We start from the raw sequence: 19,968 nt of genomic DNA on the forward strand, positions 1-19,968 counted from the left end.
AGAAACGCTAATGAAGTTTTCCATTTTCGATCGCAGGGTATTTAATCACTTTGATTGGGCGTTGATGCTGATGATCGCGCCGATTATAGCCGCGTCGCTTTTTTTGATACGAGAGATCAACGTTGATCTGGCGTATAAGCAGATGGGTTATACGGCGGTGGCGTTTTGTCTGTTTGTCGTCGTTTTCTTGTTGCCGCTTCGCAGGTTTTACTGGATGATTCCGTTTGTCTATTGGCTTGGCATAGGTCTGCTGGCGCTTGTCGATATTATCGGCGTTACTCGTATGGGCGCGCAAAGATGGCTGGAGTTGCCGTTTTTGGGACTGACGATCCAGCCTTCCGAAGTTTTCAAGCCCTGTTTTATTTTGATGCTTGCCTATCTGATCCACGAAAGACCGCCGCCAAAAGGCGGATACGGCTGGCTGGCGTTTTTAAAGCTTCTGTTTTATATCGCTCTGCCGTTCGCGCTTATTTTGAAAGAACCCGATCTTGGCACGGCGCTACTGTTAGCGCTTGTCGGCGGCGGCGTGATGATCGCGGTGGGTTTGCAACGTAAAATCTGGGCTACGCTGGCGCTTGTATTCGCGCTAGGCGGCGGTTTTATTTACGCTTTTGGCTACGATATGATGTATGACTATCAAAAAAAGAGAATCAACGATTTCCTATCCGACGACAACAACTATCACGTGCAACAATCGCTAATCGCGATCGGAAGCGGAGGGATAAGCGGCAAACAGCCCGAAGAGGCGACGCAAACGCAGCTAAGATTCTTGCCGATCGCCGCGAGCGATTTTATCTTTGCCTACTTTTCGGAACGTTTTGGTTTTATGGGCGCATTGGCGCTGATCGCGTTATACGCTATGATAGTCCTTCATCTGTTCAGTTTGAACGCCAAGGCGCACGGCGATTATCTAACGACGGTTACGATTACGGGCGTGGCGATAACGATATTTTTGTATATGGCGGTGAATATCGCTATGACTACGGGGCTGGCTCCCGTCGTGGGCGTGCCTCTGCCGCTTTTTAGCCACGGGGGAAGCTCGTTTGTAAACTTTATCATTCTATTTGCTATCGTAGAAAATCTGCTTGCTTTTAGATTTTATTTTTTATATACTTCCGCCCCTCGTTCAGTTGAATAGGGTTCTTAGCTCAGTTGGTTAGAGCCGCCCGCTCATAACGGGCTGGTCGCAGGTTCGAATCCTGCAGAACCCACCAAATACGACATTTTTTTTAGGCGTTATAAACCAGATCGCGGAGTTATATATGCCGCATAAGCGCTTTTCGGAAGACGGCGACAACCAAAACAAGCGGCGAGAATACAGTCCTGAAACGCAGGAGCTGTTAGAGCAGTTGCCGGATCTAATCCGCAAGATCGACGAATTTGAGAAAAATATTGTGGAGCAGCGCGCCTTATTAAAAGAGGTGGTAGAGGTTCAACCGACGGCGCTTTGGGTTTTAAACTCCGACGGCTCAATATACGTCAATAACGAAAAGGCGAGAGAGACGAGCATAGACCCTAAAGCGATCCGCGCCGATCAAAACGACACGGAGATCGAAATAGGCGATCGCTTCTATCTCTTGCAGGTTTCGCGGCAAAACGGCAAAACGATCATCACCGCGACGGACAACACCAAAAACAAAAGAAACGAGAGGCTGATCGCGATGGGTCAGATGGCGGCGCATTTGGCGCATGAGATACGCAATCCCATCGGCGCGGCGGCGATTTTGGCTTCTACGCTTTTTGACAAGGTAGATATTCGCGCTAAATCGATCGTGTTTGAAATCAAAAAATCAATATGGCGCGTGGAGCGGATCGTTAAAGCCACGCTACTTTTTTCCAAAGGTTTTACGTTAAGCCCAAAGCGTTTTAATTTGCGCGAGTTGGTCGCTGAGCTAGAGGGCGGCGTAGCGAATTATTCGTATTCAAAGTCGATCGGGTTTGATTTCAACCTGCCGAACGAAGCTATAAACGCGGATTTTGATCTGATCGCACTCGCGCTTCAGAATATGATCTTCAACGCGATCGACGCGATCGAGGAGCGCGAAGGCGAAAGCGGGGCGATCGCCGTAAGCCACGCGAAAGAGGGCGGCGTTCATATATTGGAGATTATCGACGACGGAAAGCCGTTTGAAAGTAACGCGCGGCTATTCGAGGCGTTCTACACCAGCAAAACCAAAGGGCACGGGCTGGGGCTGATTCTAACGCGCCAGATTATCGAGGCGCACGGCGGCTCCATCGCGCTTTTAGAAGGCAAAAAAGGGTTTTTGATACGTTTTGCCGACGCTCTTGCCTGACGCGAAAGGCGTTCAGCGAGATAAATCATCAACGCGCGCGAGCGAATACGGCGGCGCGCGGTATGAGCTTTCGCCTCTAGCGCGAGCTAGGAGTCAAGCTCCAACGATCTAATTCTGACGCGAACGGCGCGCAGAATCTCTTTCAGTCGTTTGTTCTCCGCTTCCAACTCGGCGACTTTGGCAAACAGATCGGTTTCGCCGCCGCTTCGGCAGGACGCGATCAGCGCTTTGGCTTCGCTTGCGGCGTATAGCGTTTTGCGCGAAACGCCGCTTATCTGCGAGACGGATCTAAAATTGATCGCCGCGCCTTGCTTTTCGAGCTTAGCGATCGCGGCTCTTACGGCGGTTATTACGCCGTCTCGTTTTTGGCTTTGCCAATCGCGCGAGGCTTCCAAACTTTACTCCGTCGATTGCTGAAGATTGCGAAAGCCGCCCGTAATGCTCTGCTTTTGCTCTATAGCCTCTTCGCGATCGTGAATGCTCGTTTTGCTATAAACCGCCGCGCCCACCACCAAAAACAAAGCGACTACGCACGCAAAAATACCAAGCTGCGCTATGATCAAATTCTGCTCTTTTTGCAAAATATCCTTAAACATTTTCGTTCCTTTCGCGCTCCATAAACCACGAAACCGCAAACGCCAAACCGGGCGTTCTGGCAATCGATTCGTCAAACACAAACCCCGTAATTTTTTCTCTAGGTATATGCACGACCTCGATGTTTTCCGTATCCACGCCGCCGCCGCGAGATACGCGATCGTTGTCGCTCACTTTGGCGAAAAACAGCGTCTGGCGACTGCCGGCAAAACCTACGGACGAGTAAAACGAGGTGATTTTCTCGATTCTGTCAACGGAGATTTTATAGCCGGTCTCCTCCTCGATCTCCTCGATCGCGGTTAATTCCTCCGATTTGTCCTTGTCTAAAATGCCCGCGCAAAGCTCGTAAGTAAAACCGTCGTTGTTTTTTAAAAATACGGCGGGGCGAAACTGCTTAACGAACGCGAACGAGTTTTGATCGCGGTTGTAGATCAAAATCGCGACGCTATCGTGCGCTTTGATCATCTCCCAACTTTTTTCTACGCCGTTTTCGGAGTAAAACACGCGCAACGGTTGCACGAAGCGCGGGTTTGAAAGGCTCTCTATTCTTACGTTGTCAACCATTTGCCGCTCCGGCGCGATAGTATGGATTTAATTTCATTAAAACTAAATCGGCGATTATATTCCCAAGCAGCGTTAAAAACGCGCCAATAATCAGTATGCCCATAATCGTCGGATAGTCGCGACTCAACGCGCTTTGGTAAAACAGCAGACCCATTCCGTTAATTGAAAATACGCTTTCAAGTATGACGCTCCCGCCGATCACGCCCGGCAGCGACAGACCCAGCGTGGTAACGATAGGCGGGTAAAGGTTCGGTATCACGTAACGGCGGACAATCTTGTTTCGTTTTAATCCCCTCGCGCGCGCGTAAAAGATATAGTCGCTTTTGTCAATCTCGATCGTCAAGGCGCGGATATATAGCGTTAAACTGCCAAAGCCGCCCAATACCGCCACCGCGATCGGCAACGCTAAATGCCATGCCATATCCGCGTAACGCCAAACGCCGACCTTTGCCTCCGCGCCTTCAAGCCCCGCGATCGGAAACCAGCCCAGCCAAACGGACAGAATCATAACCAGCAAAAGCGCCAGATAAAACGACGGAAACGCGTAGCTGATAAGCGCCGCTTGTTTGCAAAAACGATCAAAAACGCGCCCGCCGTTTAACGCCGCTTTGATCCCAAGCCACAGCGAAAGCGCGAATATAAGCGCCATAGAGATTAGGCTGATGCTCATCGTAACTCCAAGCCTGTCTATAATCTCGTCGCGAACAAGTCTGCCGCTCGAAAACGAAACGCCGAAGTCAAGCCGCAAAATCGCCCCTATCCACGCAAAATACCGCTCCGCGACGCTTTTATCCAGCCCGTAAACCGCTTTTAGCCTTTCGATGTTTTCGGGAGTCATATTCGGGTTAAGATCGCCGCCGTAGAAGAAATTATTCGGCGCGGCGTTTACGACGACAAAACTTAGAATCGAGATCGCAAGCAACATAATCGCGACGTAAGCGAATTTTTTGGCTAACAGCGTTCCGATAAGTTTAAACCGCTTTGTCAAAAAATCCCCGCTTGCAAAATAATCGTTACAAGATCATACAAATTTTTTGTTTTACCGCGCTTAGAGTTTCAAACGCGGCTTGTCGCCGATATTGAACCGCGCTCTCGACGTCTCGCAATATAAACGGACAAACAGCCGCCCGTCGCGCCAAATTAGCGGGAGTAAAGCCTTAAACAGATCGTTTTTACTCCCTCGTAAGCGCGTCAAATCAATACATCGGGCGCGATCGTTTTTGAAGCCGTTGTTTAGAGGTCTAACGCGCGCTCGTCCCGCGGCGAAACGGGCTTTGTTTGAGCGCGCGGCGGTCGCTAAACTAAATCGGTCAGACGGCGTTCAAGGTATTTTGTATCGAATTTATTGGCGATAAAATCCGGATTTTCGAGCATTTTCGCGTGAAACTCAACGGTGGTTTTAACGCCGCTTATCTTCGTCTCTCGCAGAGCTTCTTTCATCTTCGCGATTGCCTGCGGGCGCGTCGGCGCGTAAGCTATCAGCTTGGCGATCAGCGAATCGTAATGAGGCGGTATGATGTAGCCCGCATAGCAGTGGCTATCGACGCGCACATTACGTCCGCCCGCGACGATCCACTCTTTTATCTTTCCGGGGCAGGGCAGAAAACGAACGGGGTCTTCGGCGGTGATTCGGCACTCGATCGCGTGTCCGCTAAAATGAATATCCTCTTGTTTAGGCAGTTTTTCGCCTTCGGCTACGCGCGTCATCAACTCGATAATGTCCAAACCGCTAATCGACTCGCTAACGGGGTGTTCAACTTGCAAGCGGGTATTCATCTCCATAAAGTAGAAGTTCTGATCGCTATCAACAAGAAATTCCAACGTGCCGGCGCTTTCGTATTTAAGCGCTTTGGCGGCTTTCACGGCGGTTTCAAGCAGTTTTTCGCGCGTTTTTGGTTTGAGGTAGATCGCGGGCGCCTCCTCAATCACCTTTTGATGCCGTCGCTGCATCGAGCAGTCGCGCTCTCCGATGTGGATCGCGTTTCCATGCTTGTCGCCCATTATCTGCACCTCGATATGGCGCGGCTCTTTGATCAGCTTTTCCATATAGATTGATCCGTCGCCAAAGGCGTTTTCGGCTTCGGCTCGCGCCGCTAAAAAGGCGTTTTCAATATAGCTTTCGTCCTCTACGACGCGCATTCCTCGCCCGCCGCCGCCCGCCGCGGCTTTCAAAATGACGGGATACCCGACGCTCTTGGCTTTTTGTTTCGCGTCTTGCGCGTCTTTTAACGTGCCTTCCACGCCCGGAATCGTGGGAACGCCCGCCTTCTGCATGGCGGCTTTGGCTTTGGCTTTGTCCGCCATCAGCGCCATCGTCTCTGGACTTGGACCGATAAAGTTTATTTTATGGCGCGAACACGCCTCGACAAAATGCTCGTTTTCGCTTAAAAATCCGTAACCCGGAAATACCGCGTCGCATTCGGTAACCTCCGCGGTAGTTATAATCGCGGGGATATTCAGATAGCTATCCGCGCTTTTGGGCGCTCCTATACAGACCGCCGCGTCCGCAAGCTCTAAATAACTCGCCTCTTTATCGGCGGTAGAATAGACGCACACGACCTCTTTGCCCATCTCTTTGAACGTGCGAAGGGCGCGAAGGGCGATTTCGCCGCGATTGGCGATCAATACTCGTTTGATCGTCGCCATATCAGTTTCGCTTCACTCTGAAAAGCGGCGTATCGTATTCGACTACCTGTCCGTCCTCGACCAAAATTTCAAGGATCGCGCAGTCGTATTCGGCTTCAACCTCGTTGAATATCTTCATCGCCTCCAATACGCACAGCGGCTTGCCCTTCGCGATCTGATCGCCGGCGCTGACGAACGGCGGCGAATCGGGGCTTGGCGATCGGTAAAACGTGCCGACCATCGGACTCGATATTGTTTCGCCGTCTTTGGAGTCAATCGCGCTTAGCGCGACGGCGTTTGGCGGCGCGATCGGGCGCTCGGCGACCGCGCTTGCGAAAACCGGCGCGGCGGCGACGCGGCGCTCTAACGTCACGCTAAAACCGTCTTGCCGGATTTTGATTTTTGATAACGAGCTTTTATCCAGATAGTCCGCGAGCGATCTAATTTCTTCGAGGGTTAGCAAGATCTTATCCTTTACGCGAGTATAAAAGTTCGGCATAATAGCTAAAACGCAGTTAAGCGCGCGAATAACGTTTTATTTCAAAGCGCGCTCTTTTGCCTCCGCGCGTTAATCGGCGCGAACGGCTTGGCGCTATATAGATCAAATTCGGCATAATGGCGAAACGGAGGCAAGTATGGGATTGAAAGCGGATAGCTGGATTAGGGAAAAATCGCTTAAAGAGAAGATGATCGAACCGTTTGTCGATCGGCTTGAAGGCGAGGGGATCGTAAGCTACGGGTTATCGAGTTACGGCTACGATATTCGCGTAAGCGACGAGTTCAAGATATTTACCAATATCAATGCGACGGTGGTCGATCCTAAACGTTTCGAGACGGCTAACGTAGTGGATTTTACCGGCAAGGTTTGCATAGTCCCGCCTAACTCGTTCGCGCTGGCGCGCACCGTAGAGTATTTTAGAATACCGCGCGGCGCGCTCGCGATCTGCCTTGGCAAAAGCACCTACGCGAGGTGCGGCATTATTGTCAACGTTACGCCGTTCGAGCCTGAGTTCGAGGGGCATATCACGATTGAAATCTCCAACACCACGCCGCTGCCGGCGAAGATATACGCCAACGAAGGGATCGCGCAGGTGATATTTTTCGAGGGCGACGAGGTATGCGAAATCTCGTATAAAGATCGCAAAGGCAAATATCAGGCGCAGAGGGGCATCACGCTGCCAAAAGTGTTAAAACCAAGTTGATCTTTAAGGAGACAAACAAAAGCGCGGCGGCTCGCTATAGCGCGCGGGTTAAAGCTATCGCAAAGAGGACGGTTTTACCGTTTTTTTCAAGCGTCTCGCGCGCTTCTAACAGCGTGGTTCCGGTGGTGATTAGATCGTCTAATAAAATCGCGTTTTGCTCCGCGAAATCCTTAAAAATAAAGCGGCGCGGACGGCTTTGGCGAAACGCAAGCGTTCGCCCCGCGTATTTTTCTTGCGATCGCGCGCGAAGCCTGCCAAATCTGGGCGTTACCGCGCCGCTCGCGCCGAATTTCGCTAAAACAGCGGTATGCGAATACCACGCGCCGACGCGATCGTCTATGGGGATTAAGGCGGCTCTGTCTTTTAACTCTAAATCGCAAAAGAACGGCTTAAACGCTTTGAGCGCAAGCCGTTTTAATATAAACGCGCCAAACGGGTAATACTTCGCGTTGGTCAGCGGCGCAATATCGTCGTAATCGTAAAAACCGATTGCGTTTAGATCGCGCAAACTATAAACGCGCGGATAAACCGCGATCGCCTCTTCGCATTCGCGGCAGATAAAACGCAGGCTTAATTTGGAACAAAGCAGGCAACGCATTACGCGCTTCGCTTCATAATCCGTTTGAGGTTTATTTTTACATCGCGCTCTTTGATCGATTCGCGTTTGTCGCGGAGCTTCTTGCCGCGAGCGAGCGCGATCAATATCTTGACGCGATTTTTGGAGTTGAAATAGAGTTTTAGCGCGGTAATAGCGAGTTTTTCCAACCTTACGCGCTCGGCGATCTTAGCCGTCTCTTTTTTTTTCAGAAGCAGTCTGCGCGATCGGTTCTCGTCGGGCGCAAAGCGCGGGTCGGCGTTTTCGTATCGGGCGATATGCATGCCAAACAGCCATATCTCTTTTTCGAGTATAACTCGCGCAAACGCCTCGTTTAAACTCGCTTTGCCCGCTCTAATACTTTTTACCTCGCTGCCCGCAAGCTCTATTCCCGCCTCGTAGGTTTCTAGTATATCAAACCTATAACGCGCTTTGCGGTTTTCTATAGTCATTAAACTTCGCTCCTGAAAAACGTTCCGCCGCTTCCGCTAAGAAACCAGCCTTCCTCTTCGTATTCGCGTAATTCCGGATAGCTTTTCAACGCGGGTTCTAGCAGATCGTTTAGCCTCTCTGGTTCAAACTCGCGCAGAATATCGCGGGAGTTCATTGTCGTCAAGTCGGCGGCAAGTTGTTCGCTCTTCGCCATTTTGTCGCTAAAATGCCTGCGGAAAGTCAAATAAACTTTTGGCGTTTCGCATAGAATAGGCGTTGTTTTCAACTTGAAAGGCGGCGGCGTTTCGAGAAACGGCTCGATCTTTTCGCCTATGCCGCTTACGTTAGCCGATTCGTATCCGCTCAAGAAAAACGGAACGTCCGCGCCAACCTCCGCGCCAATGTTTGATAACTCCTCGTTAGAGAGCTTCAGGTCGGCGGCTTCGTTAATCATCGTTAAAAAAGTCGCCGCGTCGCTACTCGCGCCGCCAAGCCCCGCGCCGCTTGGGATATTTTTATACACGACGACTTTGTGCGCGCCGGCGAAAGAGAAAAGCTCTTTAGACGGATACTCGCGAATAAGAAGGGTATAGGCGCGATAGATCGCGTTGCTTTCAAGCGGACAGTTAAAGTCCCCCGTTACGTCAAAACCGTTCGCGCCCGCTTTTTCAAACCACAGCTTGTCGCTTAGCGCGTCGTATCGGACAAAACGCGAAACGATCAGATGATAGCCGTCCTCGCGCCTGCCGATTATTTTCAAAAAGACGTTAAGTTTAGCGCGCGCGTCGTAGATTTTCGAGGGCATTATCTCGAATCTTCATAGACGTAGCAAACGCCGTAAAGTTCGGATAGGTCTTCTAACATCGTCCAAAGATCGAGCGCCGTCAGCGTATCGAAGCGATCGATTATCGCCGCGCTCCAATCGTCGATTTGCTTCCACGCGACCTTCTCGCGCCCGTCGCGGAATGTTTTAGAGAGCTTTTTAGCGGCGATACTAATCTGCAACAAGCCCGTCGCTATCGCGTTAAAATACGCCGAATCGCTCGACAGCGCCGACGGATCGGCGCCGAAGCGTTTTTGCGCCGCGTAAATCTCGCCGCCTCGCTTGAGTATGAAATCGACCGTACGCGAATCGTTTGGTTGCATATTTGGTTGCATAAGCGTTAAACAATCTCGCGCGCGGCGAAGTTCCAATTACGCGCTAAAGCGGCGCGATCAAACGCCTTTTTAGCGCCAAACAAAGACGAAAGCGCAATCGAACAAAAACCGATTAACGCCGCCGATCCGTCCATAAAAAACGCTTTCACCGTTCCAACTCCTAATTATGTTCGCCCGTTTTTCGCGAGTTCAAATCGGTAAAATTATACCCAACAACGATATAAAGCGCATTTTTGCCGAAAACGCGCTTGTCGGCTTTAGTTCTCCGCGTCGGGCGTTTAAGCGCGACGTTTCGACGAGTAAACGCGGCTAAGATGTTTCTACCGCCCAATTTTTGCCCTAAACCATTTATAAGCGGGCTTTTCGATATATTTATGCGAATAATGAGAGATAATCAAGGTAACAACCGCTACAAATATGGCGCCAATAATCGCTCCGCTTAAGGGTCCGAAATCAAACCGCTTAAGCAAGCGCGTCGCGAGCCAAATTATGAACGTATGAAAAATATATAACGAATAGCTAACGTCGCCAAGCCAGCTTTGCCATTTGGCGCAAAATAGTTTGCATTGGTTTTTGAGCAAAGCGCCAAGCGTTATCATCGCGCATACTAATATTTCGACAAAAACTTTACCGACGACGTTCGCGTTTTCTTGGGGCGCAATCATATAAAAAAGCGTCGCGGCAAAAATGCAATAGAATAGGCTTTTAAGAGCGATATTTGTTCGCTTGGAAAACGTCGTATCTTTATACGTTAAATAGATTCGATAGGCGATAATGCCTAAACCTACGCCTAGCAGCCCTCTACGGATATTGTCGTTTATGACTCCGGCGTCAATTCCGAAAAACAGGCTGTCTTTGCCGCCGTAAAGATAGAACAACAACGCTAAAACAATTAAAAAATTAGCAAAATAGGCTTTATGTCTAACTACGCCGTAAAATAACGTTAATCCAACCCAAAATTCAATACCCACGCTCCAAAAAACGCCGATAAATCCGTCAAGTTTGCCCGATATTCCTTGAAACATAAAGACGTTCATTAGTATGCTATCCGCGATAGACAAATCCTGAATCAAAAATCGCCCCTTAACGATCCAAAACGCGGTTATGGCTAACGCGGAGCTTACAAATATAAGCGGATATAATCTGCCAAGCCTGAGCAAAGCAAACGATCCTAAACCAATTTTGCCCTCCTCGATCTTGGCGCCGTAAGCGTGACTCATCACAAAACCGGAAAGGATAAAGAATATATCTACGGCAAACGGAGCGCCTCTAAAAAAAATCATATCTACGGAATAACCATGCCAAGAGCCTAGCCAATGATAGATCGCTACCGAGAGCGCCGCTATTCCTCTTATAAAGTCTAACTCTAAAAATCGGCTTGAAGGGTTTGACGGCGAAAGTTCGCCCCCCCCCCCCCCTCCTAGAAGGCGTTCTTGCGAAGTTTTTTGCGTTTATAGCGAAAGATCTTACTTGCGAAAGCCATGTTTGTTGGACGGCGGCAAACTTAGGATAACGCGACGCTATGGCGAAAAGACGGACGGAAGCGATTGGGCAAAGCGTTGATAGGGCGGCTTTAAGCCGTTCAAATACGCGCATATTTTATCCTTACCTTAACGAGCGATCGACCCGCCGATCGCGTAAATAAACGCCGCCAAATTATAATCGTCCGTCGATTTGCGAACGATCATATATGCCCTTAACGTCGTAGATCGCGCCGTTTTCGTCAACAAACGATCGCGGATCAAGATTTTTGAACTCTTTATGCGCCACCGCCGCGATTAACGCGTTAAATTTTTCGCTAGGCGGCGTTTTGAAAATCTCAATTTCGCCGTATTCGCGCTTGGCTTCCTCTATATCCGCCCACGGATCGAAGACGGTAACGCGCACGCCAAACTCCTCTAACTCGCGAATAATATCGATCACGCGGGAGTTGCGAATATCCGGGCAGTTTTCCTTAAAAGTAATTCCTAAAATTAGCGCCGTAGCGCCCTTAACGGGCGATCCTTTTTTGATAAGCAGTTTGATCGTCTGCGAGGCGACATACGCGCCCATTCCGTCGTTAATGCGTCGTCCCGATAAGATCACCTGCGGGTGATAGCCGACCGATTCGGCTTTGTGGGTTAAATAGTATGGATCGACTCCTATGCAATGCCCGCCTACAAGCCCGGGGCGAAAGGGCAGAAAGTTCCACTTTGTTCCCGCCGCCTCTAACACCTCGTTAGTATCGATTCCAAGCCGCCCAAAAATCAGCGCCAGCTCGTTCGCGAAGGCGATGTTTATGTCGCGTTGGCTGTTTTCGATCACTTTAGCCGCCTCGGCGACCTTGATCGACGAAGCCTTAAAGGTGCCGGCGGTAATAACGCTTTTATACAGATCGTCGATCTTTTGCGCCGTTTCGGGCGTGCTGCCGCTCGTGATTTTGCGAATTTTGGAGACCGTATGCTCCTTATCGCCCGGGTTTATACGCTCCGGCGAGTAGCCGCAGTAAAAATCTTGATTAAATTTCAGACCGCTATGTTTTTCCAAAACGGGGACGCACTCCTCTTCGGTGCAGCACGGATATACGGTCGATTCATAGACGACTATATCGCCCTTGCTTAAAACCTTGCCGACCGTTTCGCTGGCTTTGAGTAGCGGCGCTAAATCGGGGTTTTTGTGGCTGTCGATCGGCGTCGGGACGGTAACGATATAGATGTTCGCGGATTTTATATCCTCGATGTCGGCGCTGAAACTAAGCCGCGCCGAGCGCTTTAGCTGATCGCTCGTTAGCTCCAAGGTGCGATCGTAGCCGTTTTGTAACTCGTCGATTCGTTTTTGGTTTATATCAAAGCCGATCGTATCGTAATATTTGCCAAACTCCGCCGCAAGCGGCAACCCCACGTAACCCAAACCGATTAAACATATTTTCATGCAACGCTTTCAAATCAAGAAAAGTTTTCGATATTATCACAGAGAGGATAAAGAGACGGCGAAATTTGCGGGCAAAGGCGGAGCGCGGTCGGTCGAAGCAAGGCGTTTTTGCGCGTTTTTTTGCCTTTTATTCGCAACTTTAAGCCTTGCGTTTCTATGATATACGCGTGCCGTTTAGGACGCGACGCTCAATGTTAAAGGAGAATCTTGTCTGACCCTTATAGTAGGCGCGAGGTTAACCCTCGATGACCTTTCTGCTTGTATATCTGTTATCGGCGCTGATTATCTCGTTTATATGCTCGATTTTAGAGGCGGTTTTGCTCTCGACGACATTCAGCTATATTCAATCGCTTAGCAAGAGCAATCCAAGCGCCGCCTCCGCGCTTAAAAGAGTCAAGAAAGACGTAGATAAGTCAATTTCCGCGATTCTTACGTTAAATACGTTCGCGCATACGATCGGCGCGGCGGGAGTAGGCGCGGAAGCGCAAAAGCTCTTTGGCGACAAATATATGGCGCTTACGTCGGTTATTTTAACGCTTTTAATCCTCTACCTTTCGGAGATCGCGCCTAAGACGATTGGCGCGAGATATTGGAAAGCCTTTGCGCCCGCGTCGGCGAAAATTATCGTCGCGCTTATTACGATCACCTATCCTTTTACGCTGCTTGCGACGTTAATCAGCAGGCTTTTTGGCAAGGATAGCGCTCACAGCCACAAAATTAGCCGCGACGAGATATTAGCGATTACGGAGCTTGGCGAGCAGAGCGGCGCGGTGCGCGAGCAGGAAGCCGATCTAATTGAAAACCTAATGACGCTTGATGCGGATAAAGTAAAAGATATTTTAACGCCTCGCAGCGTAGTTTTTGCGCTGCAGAAAGATATAAGCGTCGGCGCGGCGGCGAAAAAACCGGATATTTTTGTTCGATCGCGCGTTCCCGTATATGATCAGAGTATCGACGACGTAATCGGCGTGGTGCATAGCAAAAAGATAATGGAAGAGGAGATACTAGAGCATAGCGATCGTAAAATAGAGGAAATTATGTTGCCGATCTTTCGTATCTCCGAAAACATTCCCGTTTTGAAGGCGCTCGATCTATTTATACGCCGTAAAGAGCATCTGTTTTTGGTGATTGACAACTACGGACAGACCGCTGGAATCGTTACTTTGGAGGACGCGATCGAGCAACTTCTGGACGTTGATATTATGGACGAATACGATCAGGTGGAAGATATGCAGGAGTTTGCGAAACTCAAAATGAAAAACGGGCAGAGGACTCGCGTAAGCAAGCCTTCGGACAAAAGCTAAACGGCGTTTCTTGACGCTCGCTATCGACGCCGTTTTGTTTGCGCTTCGCCGATAATTTATTGGCAAATCGGCGCGATTATGCCCAGCCTCGCGCTCGCATATATTGAGATTTGCTAAACTATGCAATAATAATTATAAGGAAACGCGATGAAGGTTTATAAAACAAAGCAAGATTTAATAGACGAAATTAACAAAACCTATAATTTGTTTATTGCGGAATTTGCCGAAATAAACAATAAAGACATTCACGAAAGAGTTATAGGAATCGATAAAACTCCGTCTGAAGCGCTGGCGTATCAAATCGGTTGGCTTAATTTGCTACTATCTTGGGAAAAGGACGAGTTAGCCGGTAAAAAGGTCGAAACGCCCGCGCCTAATATGAAATGGAACGAGATTGGGAAGTTGCATCGGCGTTTTTACGATGCGTATAAACAATTATCTTTGTCGGAATTGCTGAAAAAATTTGATAGCGGCAAAAACGATTTTGTTGATTGGATCGGCTCGTTAGACGAGAAGGTTTTATTTGGCGAAAATCAACGAAAGTGGGCAAGCTCGACGCCAAGTAAATGGCTGGTATGGAAGTGGCTTCACATCAATTCGGTCGCCCCGTTTATGAGTTTTCGAGGAAAAATCAGAAAGTGGAAAAAAGCAAAATGTATCAGCGCCGTTTGACGTCCTCTCGCAAGCCGGATTTATCGGTCGTAATCATCCTCGTTACCTTTTGACGACGCAACCTTATCGGCGCTTGATCGCAAGGTAAGTTTAAACATAGCTTTTAATATTGTTTGCGGTTGGCGTAAATACCTATATCTTGCTCGCATTTTTTTGGGGTAGGTTTGCCGCTCTAGCAAAGAGCGACGTTAGGAATGGTCTATATTTTTATTGGTGCGGTCGAGAGGACTCGAACCTCCACGGGTCGCCCCGCCGCCGCCTGAAGACGGTGCGTCTACCAATTCCGCCACGACCGCATATTTGAAGGGCGCGATTATAGCCTGTCCGCGCTTACGCGCGTTCGGTTTTCGCGCTTGTCGATACCGCCGCTTCTTGAAGTTTTTATCGCCTTCAAACAAAGCGCTTTTAAAATCGCCGACAAATTACATTCAAGCGCCATTCGACGCGAGACGGCTATTTTCGCGCAAAAACGCCGCTTAAAGGCTTAACGCGACCTTTAAGCAAAAACGCGCCGTTTTACCGACCGCTAAAGACGCAAAAGCGGCTACAAACCGACTCGGCGCGTAATATCGTTTTGCGCCTTTTAAAAGCGGATCGCGGCTCGATCGGCTATTATAGGGCAAAACGGCGCGCTATGCTTCGCCGCCGTTCATCGCTTCGGCGCGGATTAAAACCTCTTTGGCGCCAAGCGCAAATAGTTTATCGGCGAGCGCTTTGCCGAGCGTTTTATAACCGCCGCGCTCGCCGCGAACTTCCGCCGTTAGCGTTTCCTTGCCGTTTGGTAGTCCGACTATGCCTCGCGCGTAAATCAAGCCGTCGTCGAATAGCTCCGCGCATACGCCGATCGGAGCTTGACAGCCGCCCTGCAACCTATCGACAACATCGCGTTCAATCGCGCTCTCTATCGCGGCGCGATCGTCGGTAATTGGAGCGATTAGCTCGCGCGTCGGCGAGTTTGCGGCGCACTCCAAACCCAAAACGCCCTGTCCCATCGCGGGCAACATAATATCGGTTTCGAACGGGCGGGCGTATCTAACCGCGCTCGTCAATTCTAGCCGCTGTAATCCCGCCGCCGCTAATACTATCGCGTCGAAAAGACCGTTTTTGAGCTTATCTAAACGGCTTTGCACGTTGCCGCGCAAACTTTTAATAGTTAGATCAGGACGCTTAAATAGCAGTTGCATTCGCCTGCGTAGCGAAGTCGTGCCGACGATTGCGCCTTGCGGCAGACTCTCTAGCGAATCATATTTCTCGCTAAGCAGGCAATCTCTGCGATCGGCTCGCTTGGTTACGCCGGCTAAAACCAACCCTTCGGGCAGGCGCGTCGGCAGGTCTTTAAGGCTATGCGCGGCTAGATCGGCTTCGCCGCGCAAAATCGCCTCTTCTAGCTCTTTAACAAACAACCCTTTGCCGCCTATTTTGGACAGCGGCGTATCCAAAATAACGTCGCCTTTGGTTTTGAAAACCTTAATCTCCACTTCAAGATCGCCGTAAAAGGCTTTCAGCAGCGAAGCGATATGGTTTGCCTGCCACAGCGCAAGCTCGCTACCGCGAGAGGCGATCGCGAGCTTTCTCACTTTGCGTTTAACGAATTTACGATCTTTTGCGTCTCTTGGCGCTTTGGATCAAATTTGCCGTTGACAAAGATCGACGGCGTGGACATAATCAGCAGTTCGGAAACGGCTTTTTGATCGATATTATAATGTTGCAACACCGCCGGCGTATTAACGTCCTTTAACTCGTATTTAGTCCCAAAAGTTTCGTTGAAGACGTTTAACGCCAGCAGATCGTCGCCCGTCTTAACCGTGAAGTCGGTTTCATACATCGCGCGCTCGGCGTTTTTGTTTCCCGCCAAGCGAGAGGCGATCGCCGCTTTCATCAGCGTTGGAGCGACGCTGTGCGTAGGCATCGCGTAGTAATACAGGGCGATCTTGTCGGGGTTTTCGCTCGCCGCCTTTAATAAAGTCGGCATTGTTTGACGGCAAGCGGGACAGAGCGGATCGCTAAAAATAATCAATTTGTTCGCGGCGTTCTCGTTGCCCGCTATAAGATGATCGGCGCGGTAATGCTCCGCCTTAATATCGCCTTTGATCTCAAACTTAAGCGAATCGCCGTTTTCCAAGCGAATAATGTCGGGGACAATGTGATCTTTGCCCGCAAACCAAACGACGGTATCCGAAATCTCGCGCGTTTGCGTTCCCTGCTTAACGTCTATATCCCAAACCATAGCGATCGCTTCCCAACCCTCTATCTCTTTGATCGGATAGCGTTTGATCACGCGAGCCGATTTCAACGCGGCGTTAGGATTGTTCTGCAGGCTTAAACGCGCCGTCTCGATCAGCTTTTCGTCGCTAACGGTTTTATGTTTGCCGTTTTCGATTGTTTGCATATCGTGCGTGATAAAACCTTTATAGACGTAAATCGCGCCGCCTTGACTTAGCGGGATCGTCTGTCCTTTAGGCGTAAAGGTGATGTTTATATCCAACTTTTCCCAATTTTTTAGCCCTTTGATCGCCTCGCGTTTGATTACGCGCGAGCTATTAAAGACGACGTTTGGATTGCGCTCTAAAATGCGCGCATAAAATCCCTCGATCTCTTTGTTGGTAGCCGCGAACGCGACGCCGTTTAGCAGTATAAGCCCTGCCGCCAATATCTTTTTCATCTTTGCTCCTTTATCCAATCGACGACGCGATCGGCTTCTACAACGACGCGCTCGCCGCTTTTGCGGACTACGATCTCAACCTTCTTATCGGCGGCGAATTTGCCGACGATAACGGCGTATGGAAAGCCTATCAACTCAAAATCGTTCATTTTTACTCCAAAACCGACCGCGCGCTCGTCGAGTATTGTATCTACTCCCTCGTGAGTTAATCGTGAATAGAGTTCCTCGGCTAAGCGCGTTTGCGTTTCGTCTTTCGCGGCGCCCACGATCAGATCGACCGCGTAAGGCGCGATCGCCTCGTTCCACACGCACCCTTTTTCGTCGCCGTTTGCCTCGATCGCCGCGGCGATCAGGCGACTTACGCCAATGCCGTACGTCCCCATAACAAACGGCTTAGCCTTGCCGTTTTCGTCCAAAAAAGTCGCGTTTAGCGGTTTGGAGTAGCGATCGCCAAGCTGAAAGATATGTCCTATCTCTATTCCCGATCGGCTAACGAGCTTCGCGCCGCAAACGGGACAGCGATCGCCGTCTTGAACCGCTATCAGATCGGCGAAAACGCGGTTTGCGCCGACGATCGCGCCCGCGAGGTGTTTATCCTTTTTGTTCGCTCCGCAGAACATATCGGTTTCGTTCTCCAGTTCGCGATCGACTACCGCTAAAACCCCTTCGCTTTCGCAGTCTAAGCCGATAAATCCGGCTACGATCCCGTATTTGCCCAGCACGGCGGCGTCCGCGTCGGTTAGCTCGTTAGCGCCGATCGCGTTTAACGCTTTAGTCTCCTCTAACTCGTCCGATCCGCGAATAAAAAAGATCGCGATCTTCTCGCCGTCGTCAAATAGCGCTTTTTTGGCGATCGCTTTGATCGTTTTATACGCGGGAATCTTCAAAAACGCCGTAAGCTCGGCGATCGAGGCGATATTTGGCGTGTCGATTTCTCCCGCACGATCGCTTGTGAAAGACGGGTAGGTTGGTTTAACGCGTTTAGCCGCCTCTACGTTAGCGCCGTATTCGCATTTTTCGCAGCATAAGATCGTGTCCTCGCCCGCGTCGGCGAGCGCCATAAACTCCTTGCTGCCGCTGCCGCCAATCGCGCCGCTATCGGCTTCGACTACGCGAAAATCAAGTCCGATTCGACGAAAAACGCGCTTATAGGTCTCCTCCATTAGGCGAAACTCGCGCAACATATCCTCGCGATCGGCGTGAAAACTATAGCCGTCTTTCATCAAAAATTCGCGCCCGCGCATCAAGCCAAAGCGCGGGCGCGCCTCGTCGCGGAATTTTAGGTTAATCTGATAAAGGTTAAGAGGCAACTGCTTATAGCTCGCAACGCGTCCGCGAACAAGATTGACCATAGCCTCCTCGTGCGTGGGACCTAGCACAAACTCGCCGCCTTTGCGATCTTTGAAGCGCAACAACTCCTTGCCGTATTTGGAAAACCGCCCCGATTCGCGCCAAAGATCGGCGGGCGTTACGAAGCCCAAGCCGACCTCTTCGCAACCCGCTTTATCCAACTCCTCTTTGACGATCGCGCGAATCTTGTCTAAAACTCGCTTGCCAAGCGGCATATAGTCGTAAACGCCCGCCGCTTGAGCGGATATAAAACCGCCGCGTAGCAGATATTTGTGACTCGTCAATACGGCGTCTTTGGGCGTTTCTTTTACCGTGCGGATAAAGGCTCGTGAAAAACGCAAGATTATTTTCCTTCTAAATCGAATATATCTTTGATAACGTCCGCCACCGTTTCGCTGTTTTGTTTGTCCATCGCTAAACGAAGCGCCACCGTCGGCGCGTGCAAAAATCGTTTGAAGGCGCCGTGTAGAATAAGTTCGACGCTTTGAACGCGTTCTTTTGGAACAAAGCCTTTTTTAGCGGCGCGTTCAAGCTCGATTCTACAGGCGTCTTGCGCTTTGTCGCGCAGAGCTTTTATCAGCGGATCGGCGCCTAACGAGCTAAGCCAGCCGAAGAAATTCTCCACGTATTCGCCGACGATCCTATACGCTTTCGCCGCCTCTTCCTCTCTTAGGTTCATGTTGGTTTGAACGATTGTTTGCAGATCGTCCACCGCGTAAACTTTGATGTTTTCATCGTCGATAGCGCCTATGTCGCGCGGCACGGCTATATCAAACCAGTAGCGCGTGAAATCGACGCTCTCCACGATCTCCGGATTGATTATAGTGTGCGGCGCGCCCGTGGCGGTAAACAGCAGCTTGCGCGAGTTAATAAGACGCGGGAGTTTCGCGAACGCCGCCGCCTCGACGCCCTCGCCAAGCTCTTTGGCGAACTCTTCGGTCTTTTCTAGATCGCGTCCCACGACGACGACTTTGGCTTTCGCGCCGATAAGATGCAAAGCGGCTAAGCGGCTCATCTCGCCGGCGCCCACGACGACCGCCGTTACATCCTCTAACGATCCGCCGAGCAACTCTCTGGCTTGAGCGACCGCCGCGCTAGAAACCGACACGGGGTTTTTGCCGACCTCCGTGCTTGATCGCACCGCCGCCGCGCATCGCATCGCGTGATCGCTTACGGCGCGAAGCCGTTTGCCGACGAAACCGCGCTCGAAAGCGAACTTAAAAGCCTCTTTGAATTGCCCCGCGATCTGCGATTCGCCTACCACCACGCTTTCTAAACCGCTTGCCACGCTAAATAGATGGCGCGCCGCGCCCTCGTCCTCGTAGCTGTGAGCGCGCCCGTCAAGTTCCACGCGATCCACGCCGCTTTCGTCGTGAAGCGCGTCTAAAGCGTCGCTTAACGCGACGTGCAGATCGGCGGCGGTTACGATTAGCTCCACTCTATTACACGTAACAAGCATCGCGGCTTCGCCGATAGAGGCTTTAGACGTAAGCGTTTTTAAAATTCGTTCCTGACGCGCCGCGTCGAAAGCGAATCGTTCTCGAACCGCTATGTCGGTATTTTTGTATGAGATTGAGATTAGTAAGTAACGCATCGACGTTATTAT

The 19,968-nt window shown here is 50.4% G+C and carries 22 protein-coding genes and 2 tRNA genes; 6 read left to right on the forward strand and 18 right to left on the reverse strand.

Annotated features, from left to right (window positions below; genetic code table 11):
• Positions 1-10 precede the first annotated feature (10 nt).
• From LBF86_05580 to LBF86_05590, 3 genes are all read left to right on the forward strand, one after another.
• Complete coding sequence (locus tag LBF86_05580; GenBank protein ID MDR0664976.1) at positions 11-1,138, forward strand: rod shape-determining protein RodA; 1,128 nt, start codon at positions 11-13, stop codon at positions 1,136-1,138.
• Positions 1,138-1,214: transfer RNA gene (locus LBF86_05585), tRNA-Ile, on the forward strand. Before LBF86_05580 ends, LBF86_05585 begins: the two co-directional genes overlap by 1 nt.
• 48 nt (positions 1,215-1,262) lie before the next feature.
• Positions 1,263-2,294, forward strand: a complete 1,032-nt coding sequence (locus LBF86_05590; protein MDR0664977.1) for a two-component sensor histidine kinase — start codon at positions 1,263-1,265, stop codon at positions 2,292-2,294.
• Between the two features lie 86 nt (positions 2,295-2,380).
• Here LBF86_05590 and LBF86_05595 read toward each other — a convergent pair whose 3' ends face one another.
• The 6 genes from LBF86_05595 to accB all read right to left on the reverse strand — a co-directional run bounded on the left by LBF86_05595 (position 2,381) and on the right by accB (position 6,540).
• Positions 2,381-2,689 carry a hypothetical protein gene (locus tag LBF86_05595; protein MDR0664978.1) on the reverse strand — a complete coding sequence of 103 codons (309 nt, stop codon included), beginning with the start codon at positions 2,687-2,689 and terminating at the stop codon, positions 2,381-2,383.
• 3 nt (positions 2,690-2,692) lie between these two features.
• Positions 2,693-2,890, reverse strand: a complete 198-nt coding sequence (locus LBF86_05600) for a hypothetical protein (protein MDR0664979.1) — start codon at positions 2,888-2,890, stop codon at positions 2,693-2,695.
• Positions 2,883-3,452, reverse strand: coding sequence for an NUDIX domain-containing protein (locus tag LBF86_05605; GenBank protein MDR0664980.1), 570 nt, complete (start codon positions 3,450-3,452; stop codon positions 2,883-2,885). Before LBF86_05605 ends, LBF86_05600 begins: the two co-directional genes overlap by 8 nt.
• Positions 3,445-4,440, reverse strand: a complete 996-nt coding sequence (locus LBF86_05610) for an ABC transporter permease (GenBank protein ID MDR0664981.1) — start codon at positions 4,438-4,440, stop codon at positions 3,445-3,447. The genes LBF86_05605 and LBF86_05610 overlap by 8 nt, the downstream gene beginning before the upstream one ends.
• A gap of 308 nt (positions 4,441-4,748) precedes the next feature.
• Positions 4,749-6,098 carry an acetyl-CoA carboxylase biotin carboxylase subunit gene (locus LBF86_05615; protein ID MDR0664982.1) on the reverse strand — a complete coding sequence of 450 codons (1,350 nt, stop codon included), beginning with the start codon at positions 6,096-6,098 and terminating at the stop codon, positions 4,749-4,751.
• 1 nt (position 6,099) lies between these two features.
• Positions 6,100-6,540: an acetyl-CoA carboxylase biotin carboxyl carrier protein gene (accB, locus tag LBF86_05620; GenBank protein ID MDR0664983.1), complete on the reverse strand. Its 441-nt coding sequence runs from the start codon at positions 6,538-6,540 to the stop codon at positions 6,100-6,102.
• Between the two features lie 172 nt (positions 6,541-6,712).
• Here accB and dcd point away from each other — a divergent pair, with 172 nt between their 5' ends.
• Positions 6,713-7,279 carry a dCTP deaminase gene (dcd, locus tag LBF86_05625; protein MDR0664984.1) on the forward strand — a complete coding sequence of 189 codons (567 nt, stop codon included), beginning with the start codon at positions 6,713-6,715 and terminating at the stop codon, positions 7,277-7,279.
• A gap of 34 nt (positions 7,280-7,313) precedes the next feature.
• Here dcd and LBF86_05630 read toward each other — a convergent pair whose 3' ends face one another.
• The 7 genes from LBF86_05630 to tviB all read right to left on the reverse strand — a co-directional run bounded on the left by LBF86_05630 (position 7,314) and on the right by tviB (position 12,374).
• A complete protein-coding gene (locus LBF86_05630; GenBank protein ID MDR0664985.1) occupies positions 7,314-7,877 on the reverse strand; it encodes a ComF family protein in 564 nt (187 codons plus the stop codon).
• Complete coding sequence (smpB, locus tag LBF86_05635) at positions 7,877-8,326, reverse strand: SsrA-binding protein SmpB (protein MDR0664986.1); 450 nt, start codon at positions 8,324-8,326, stop codon at positions 7,877-7,879. Before smpB ends, LBF86_05630 begins: the two co-directional genes overlap by 1 nt.
• Positions 8,326-9,111: a 4-(cytidine 5'-diphospho)-2-C-methyl-D-erythritol kinase gene (locus LBF86_05640; GenBank protein MDR0664987.1), complete on the reverse strand. Its 786-nt coding sequence runs from the start codon at positions 9,109-9,111 to the stop codon at positions 8,326-8,328. Before LBF86_05640 ends, smpB begins: the two co-directional genes overlap by 1 nt.
• Positions 9,111-9,464: a hypothetical protein gene (locus LBF86_05645; GenBank protein ID MDR0664988.1), complete on the reverse strand. Its 354-nt coding sequence runs from the start codon at positions 9,462-9,464 to the stop codon at positions 9,111-9,113. The genes LBF86_05640 and LBF86_05645 overlap by 1 nt, the downstream gene beginning before the upstream one ends.
• A 5-nt stretch (positions 9,465-9,469) precedes the next feature.
• The gene (locus LBF86_05650) at positions 9,470-9,613 is read right to left on the reverse strand and encodes a hypothetical protein (GenBank protein MDR0664989.1); all 144 of its coding nucleotides are present in this window, start codon (positions 9,611-9,613) and stop codon (positions 9,470-9,472) included.
• Positions 9,614-9,784: 171 nt separating this feature from the next.
• Entirely contained in the window at positions 9,785-10,819 is a 1,035-nt protein-coding gene (locus LBF86_05655; protein MDR0664990.1) for an acyltransferase, read from the reverse strand.
• A gap of 301 nt (positions 10,820-11,120) precedes the next feature.
• Positions 11,121-12,374, reverse strand: a complete 1,254-nt coding sequence (gene tviB, locus LBF86_05660; GenBank protein MDR0664991.1) for a Vi polysaccharide biosynthesis UDP-N-acetylglucosamine C-6 dehydrogenase TviB — start codon at positions 12,372-12,374, stop codon at positions 11,121-11,123.
• A gap of 245 nt (positions 12,375-12,619) precedes the next feature.
• On the opposite strand from tviB, the gene LBF86_05665 reads away from it, so the two are divergent.
• Together LBF86_05665 and LBF86_05670 are read left to right on the forward strand one after the other, a co-directional pair.
• Positions 12,620-13,678, forward strand: coding sequence for a hemolysin family protein (locus tag LBF86_05665; protein MDR0664992.1), 1,059 nt, complete (start codon positions 12,620-12,622; stop codon positions 13,676-13,678).
• Positions 13,679-13,825: 147 nt separating this feature from the next.
• Entirely contained in the window at positions 13,826-14,350 is a 525-nt protein-coding gene (locus LBF86_05670) for a ClbS/DfsB family four-helix bundle protein (protein ID MDR0664993.1), read from the forward strand.
• Positions 14,351-14,561: 211 nt separating this feature from the next.
• Here LBF86_05670 and LBF86_05675 read toward each other — a convergent pair.
• The 5 genes from LBF86_05675 to hemA all read right to left on the reverse strand — a co-directional run bounded on the left by LBF86_05675 (position 14,562) and on the right by hemA (position 19,956).
• Positions 14,562-14,646 (reverse strand) — tRNA-Leu (locus LBF86_05675).
• 336 nt (positions 14,647-14,982) lie between these two features.
• Positions 14,983-15,927 carry a hydroxymethylbilane synthase gene (gene hemC / locus LBF86_05680; protein MDR0664994.1) on the reverse strand — a complete coding sequence of 315 codons (945 nt, stop codon included), beginning with the start codon at positions 15,925-15,927 and terminating at the stop codon, positions 14,983-14,985.
• Entirely contained in the window at positions 15,924-17,012 is a 1,089-nt protein-coding gene (locus LBF86_05685; protein MDR0664995.1) for a thioredoxin domain-containing protein, read from the reverse strand. Before LBF86_05685 ends, hemC begins: the two co-directional genes overlap by 4 nt.
• Entirely contained in the window at positions 17,009-18,703 is a 1,695-nt protein-coding gene (locus LBF86_05690; GenBank protein ID MDR0664996.1) for a proline--tRNA ligase, read from the reverse strand. The genes LBF86_05685 and LBF86_05690 overlap by 4 nt, the downstream gene beginning before the upstream one ends.
• A gap of 2 nt (positions 18,704-18,705) precedes the next feature.
• Positions 18,706-19,956 (reverse strand): glutamyl-tRNA reductase, encoded by a 1,251-nt coding sequence (hemA, locus tag LBF86_05695; protein MDR0664997.1) that lies wholly within the window; start codon positions 19,954-19,956, stop codon positions 18,706-18,708.
• Positions 19,957-19,968: the final 12 nt, after the last annotated feature.

Source organism: Helicobacteraceae bacterium, from assembly GCA_031258155.1.
Taxonomy (GTDB): Bacteria; Campylobacterota; Campylobacteria; order Campylobacterales; family SZUA-545; genus JAIRNH01.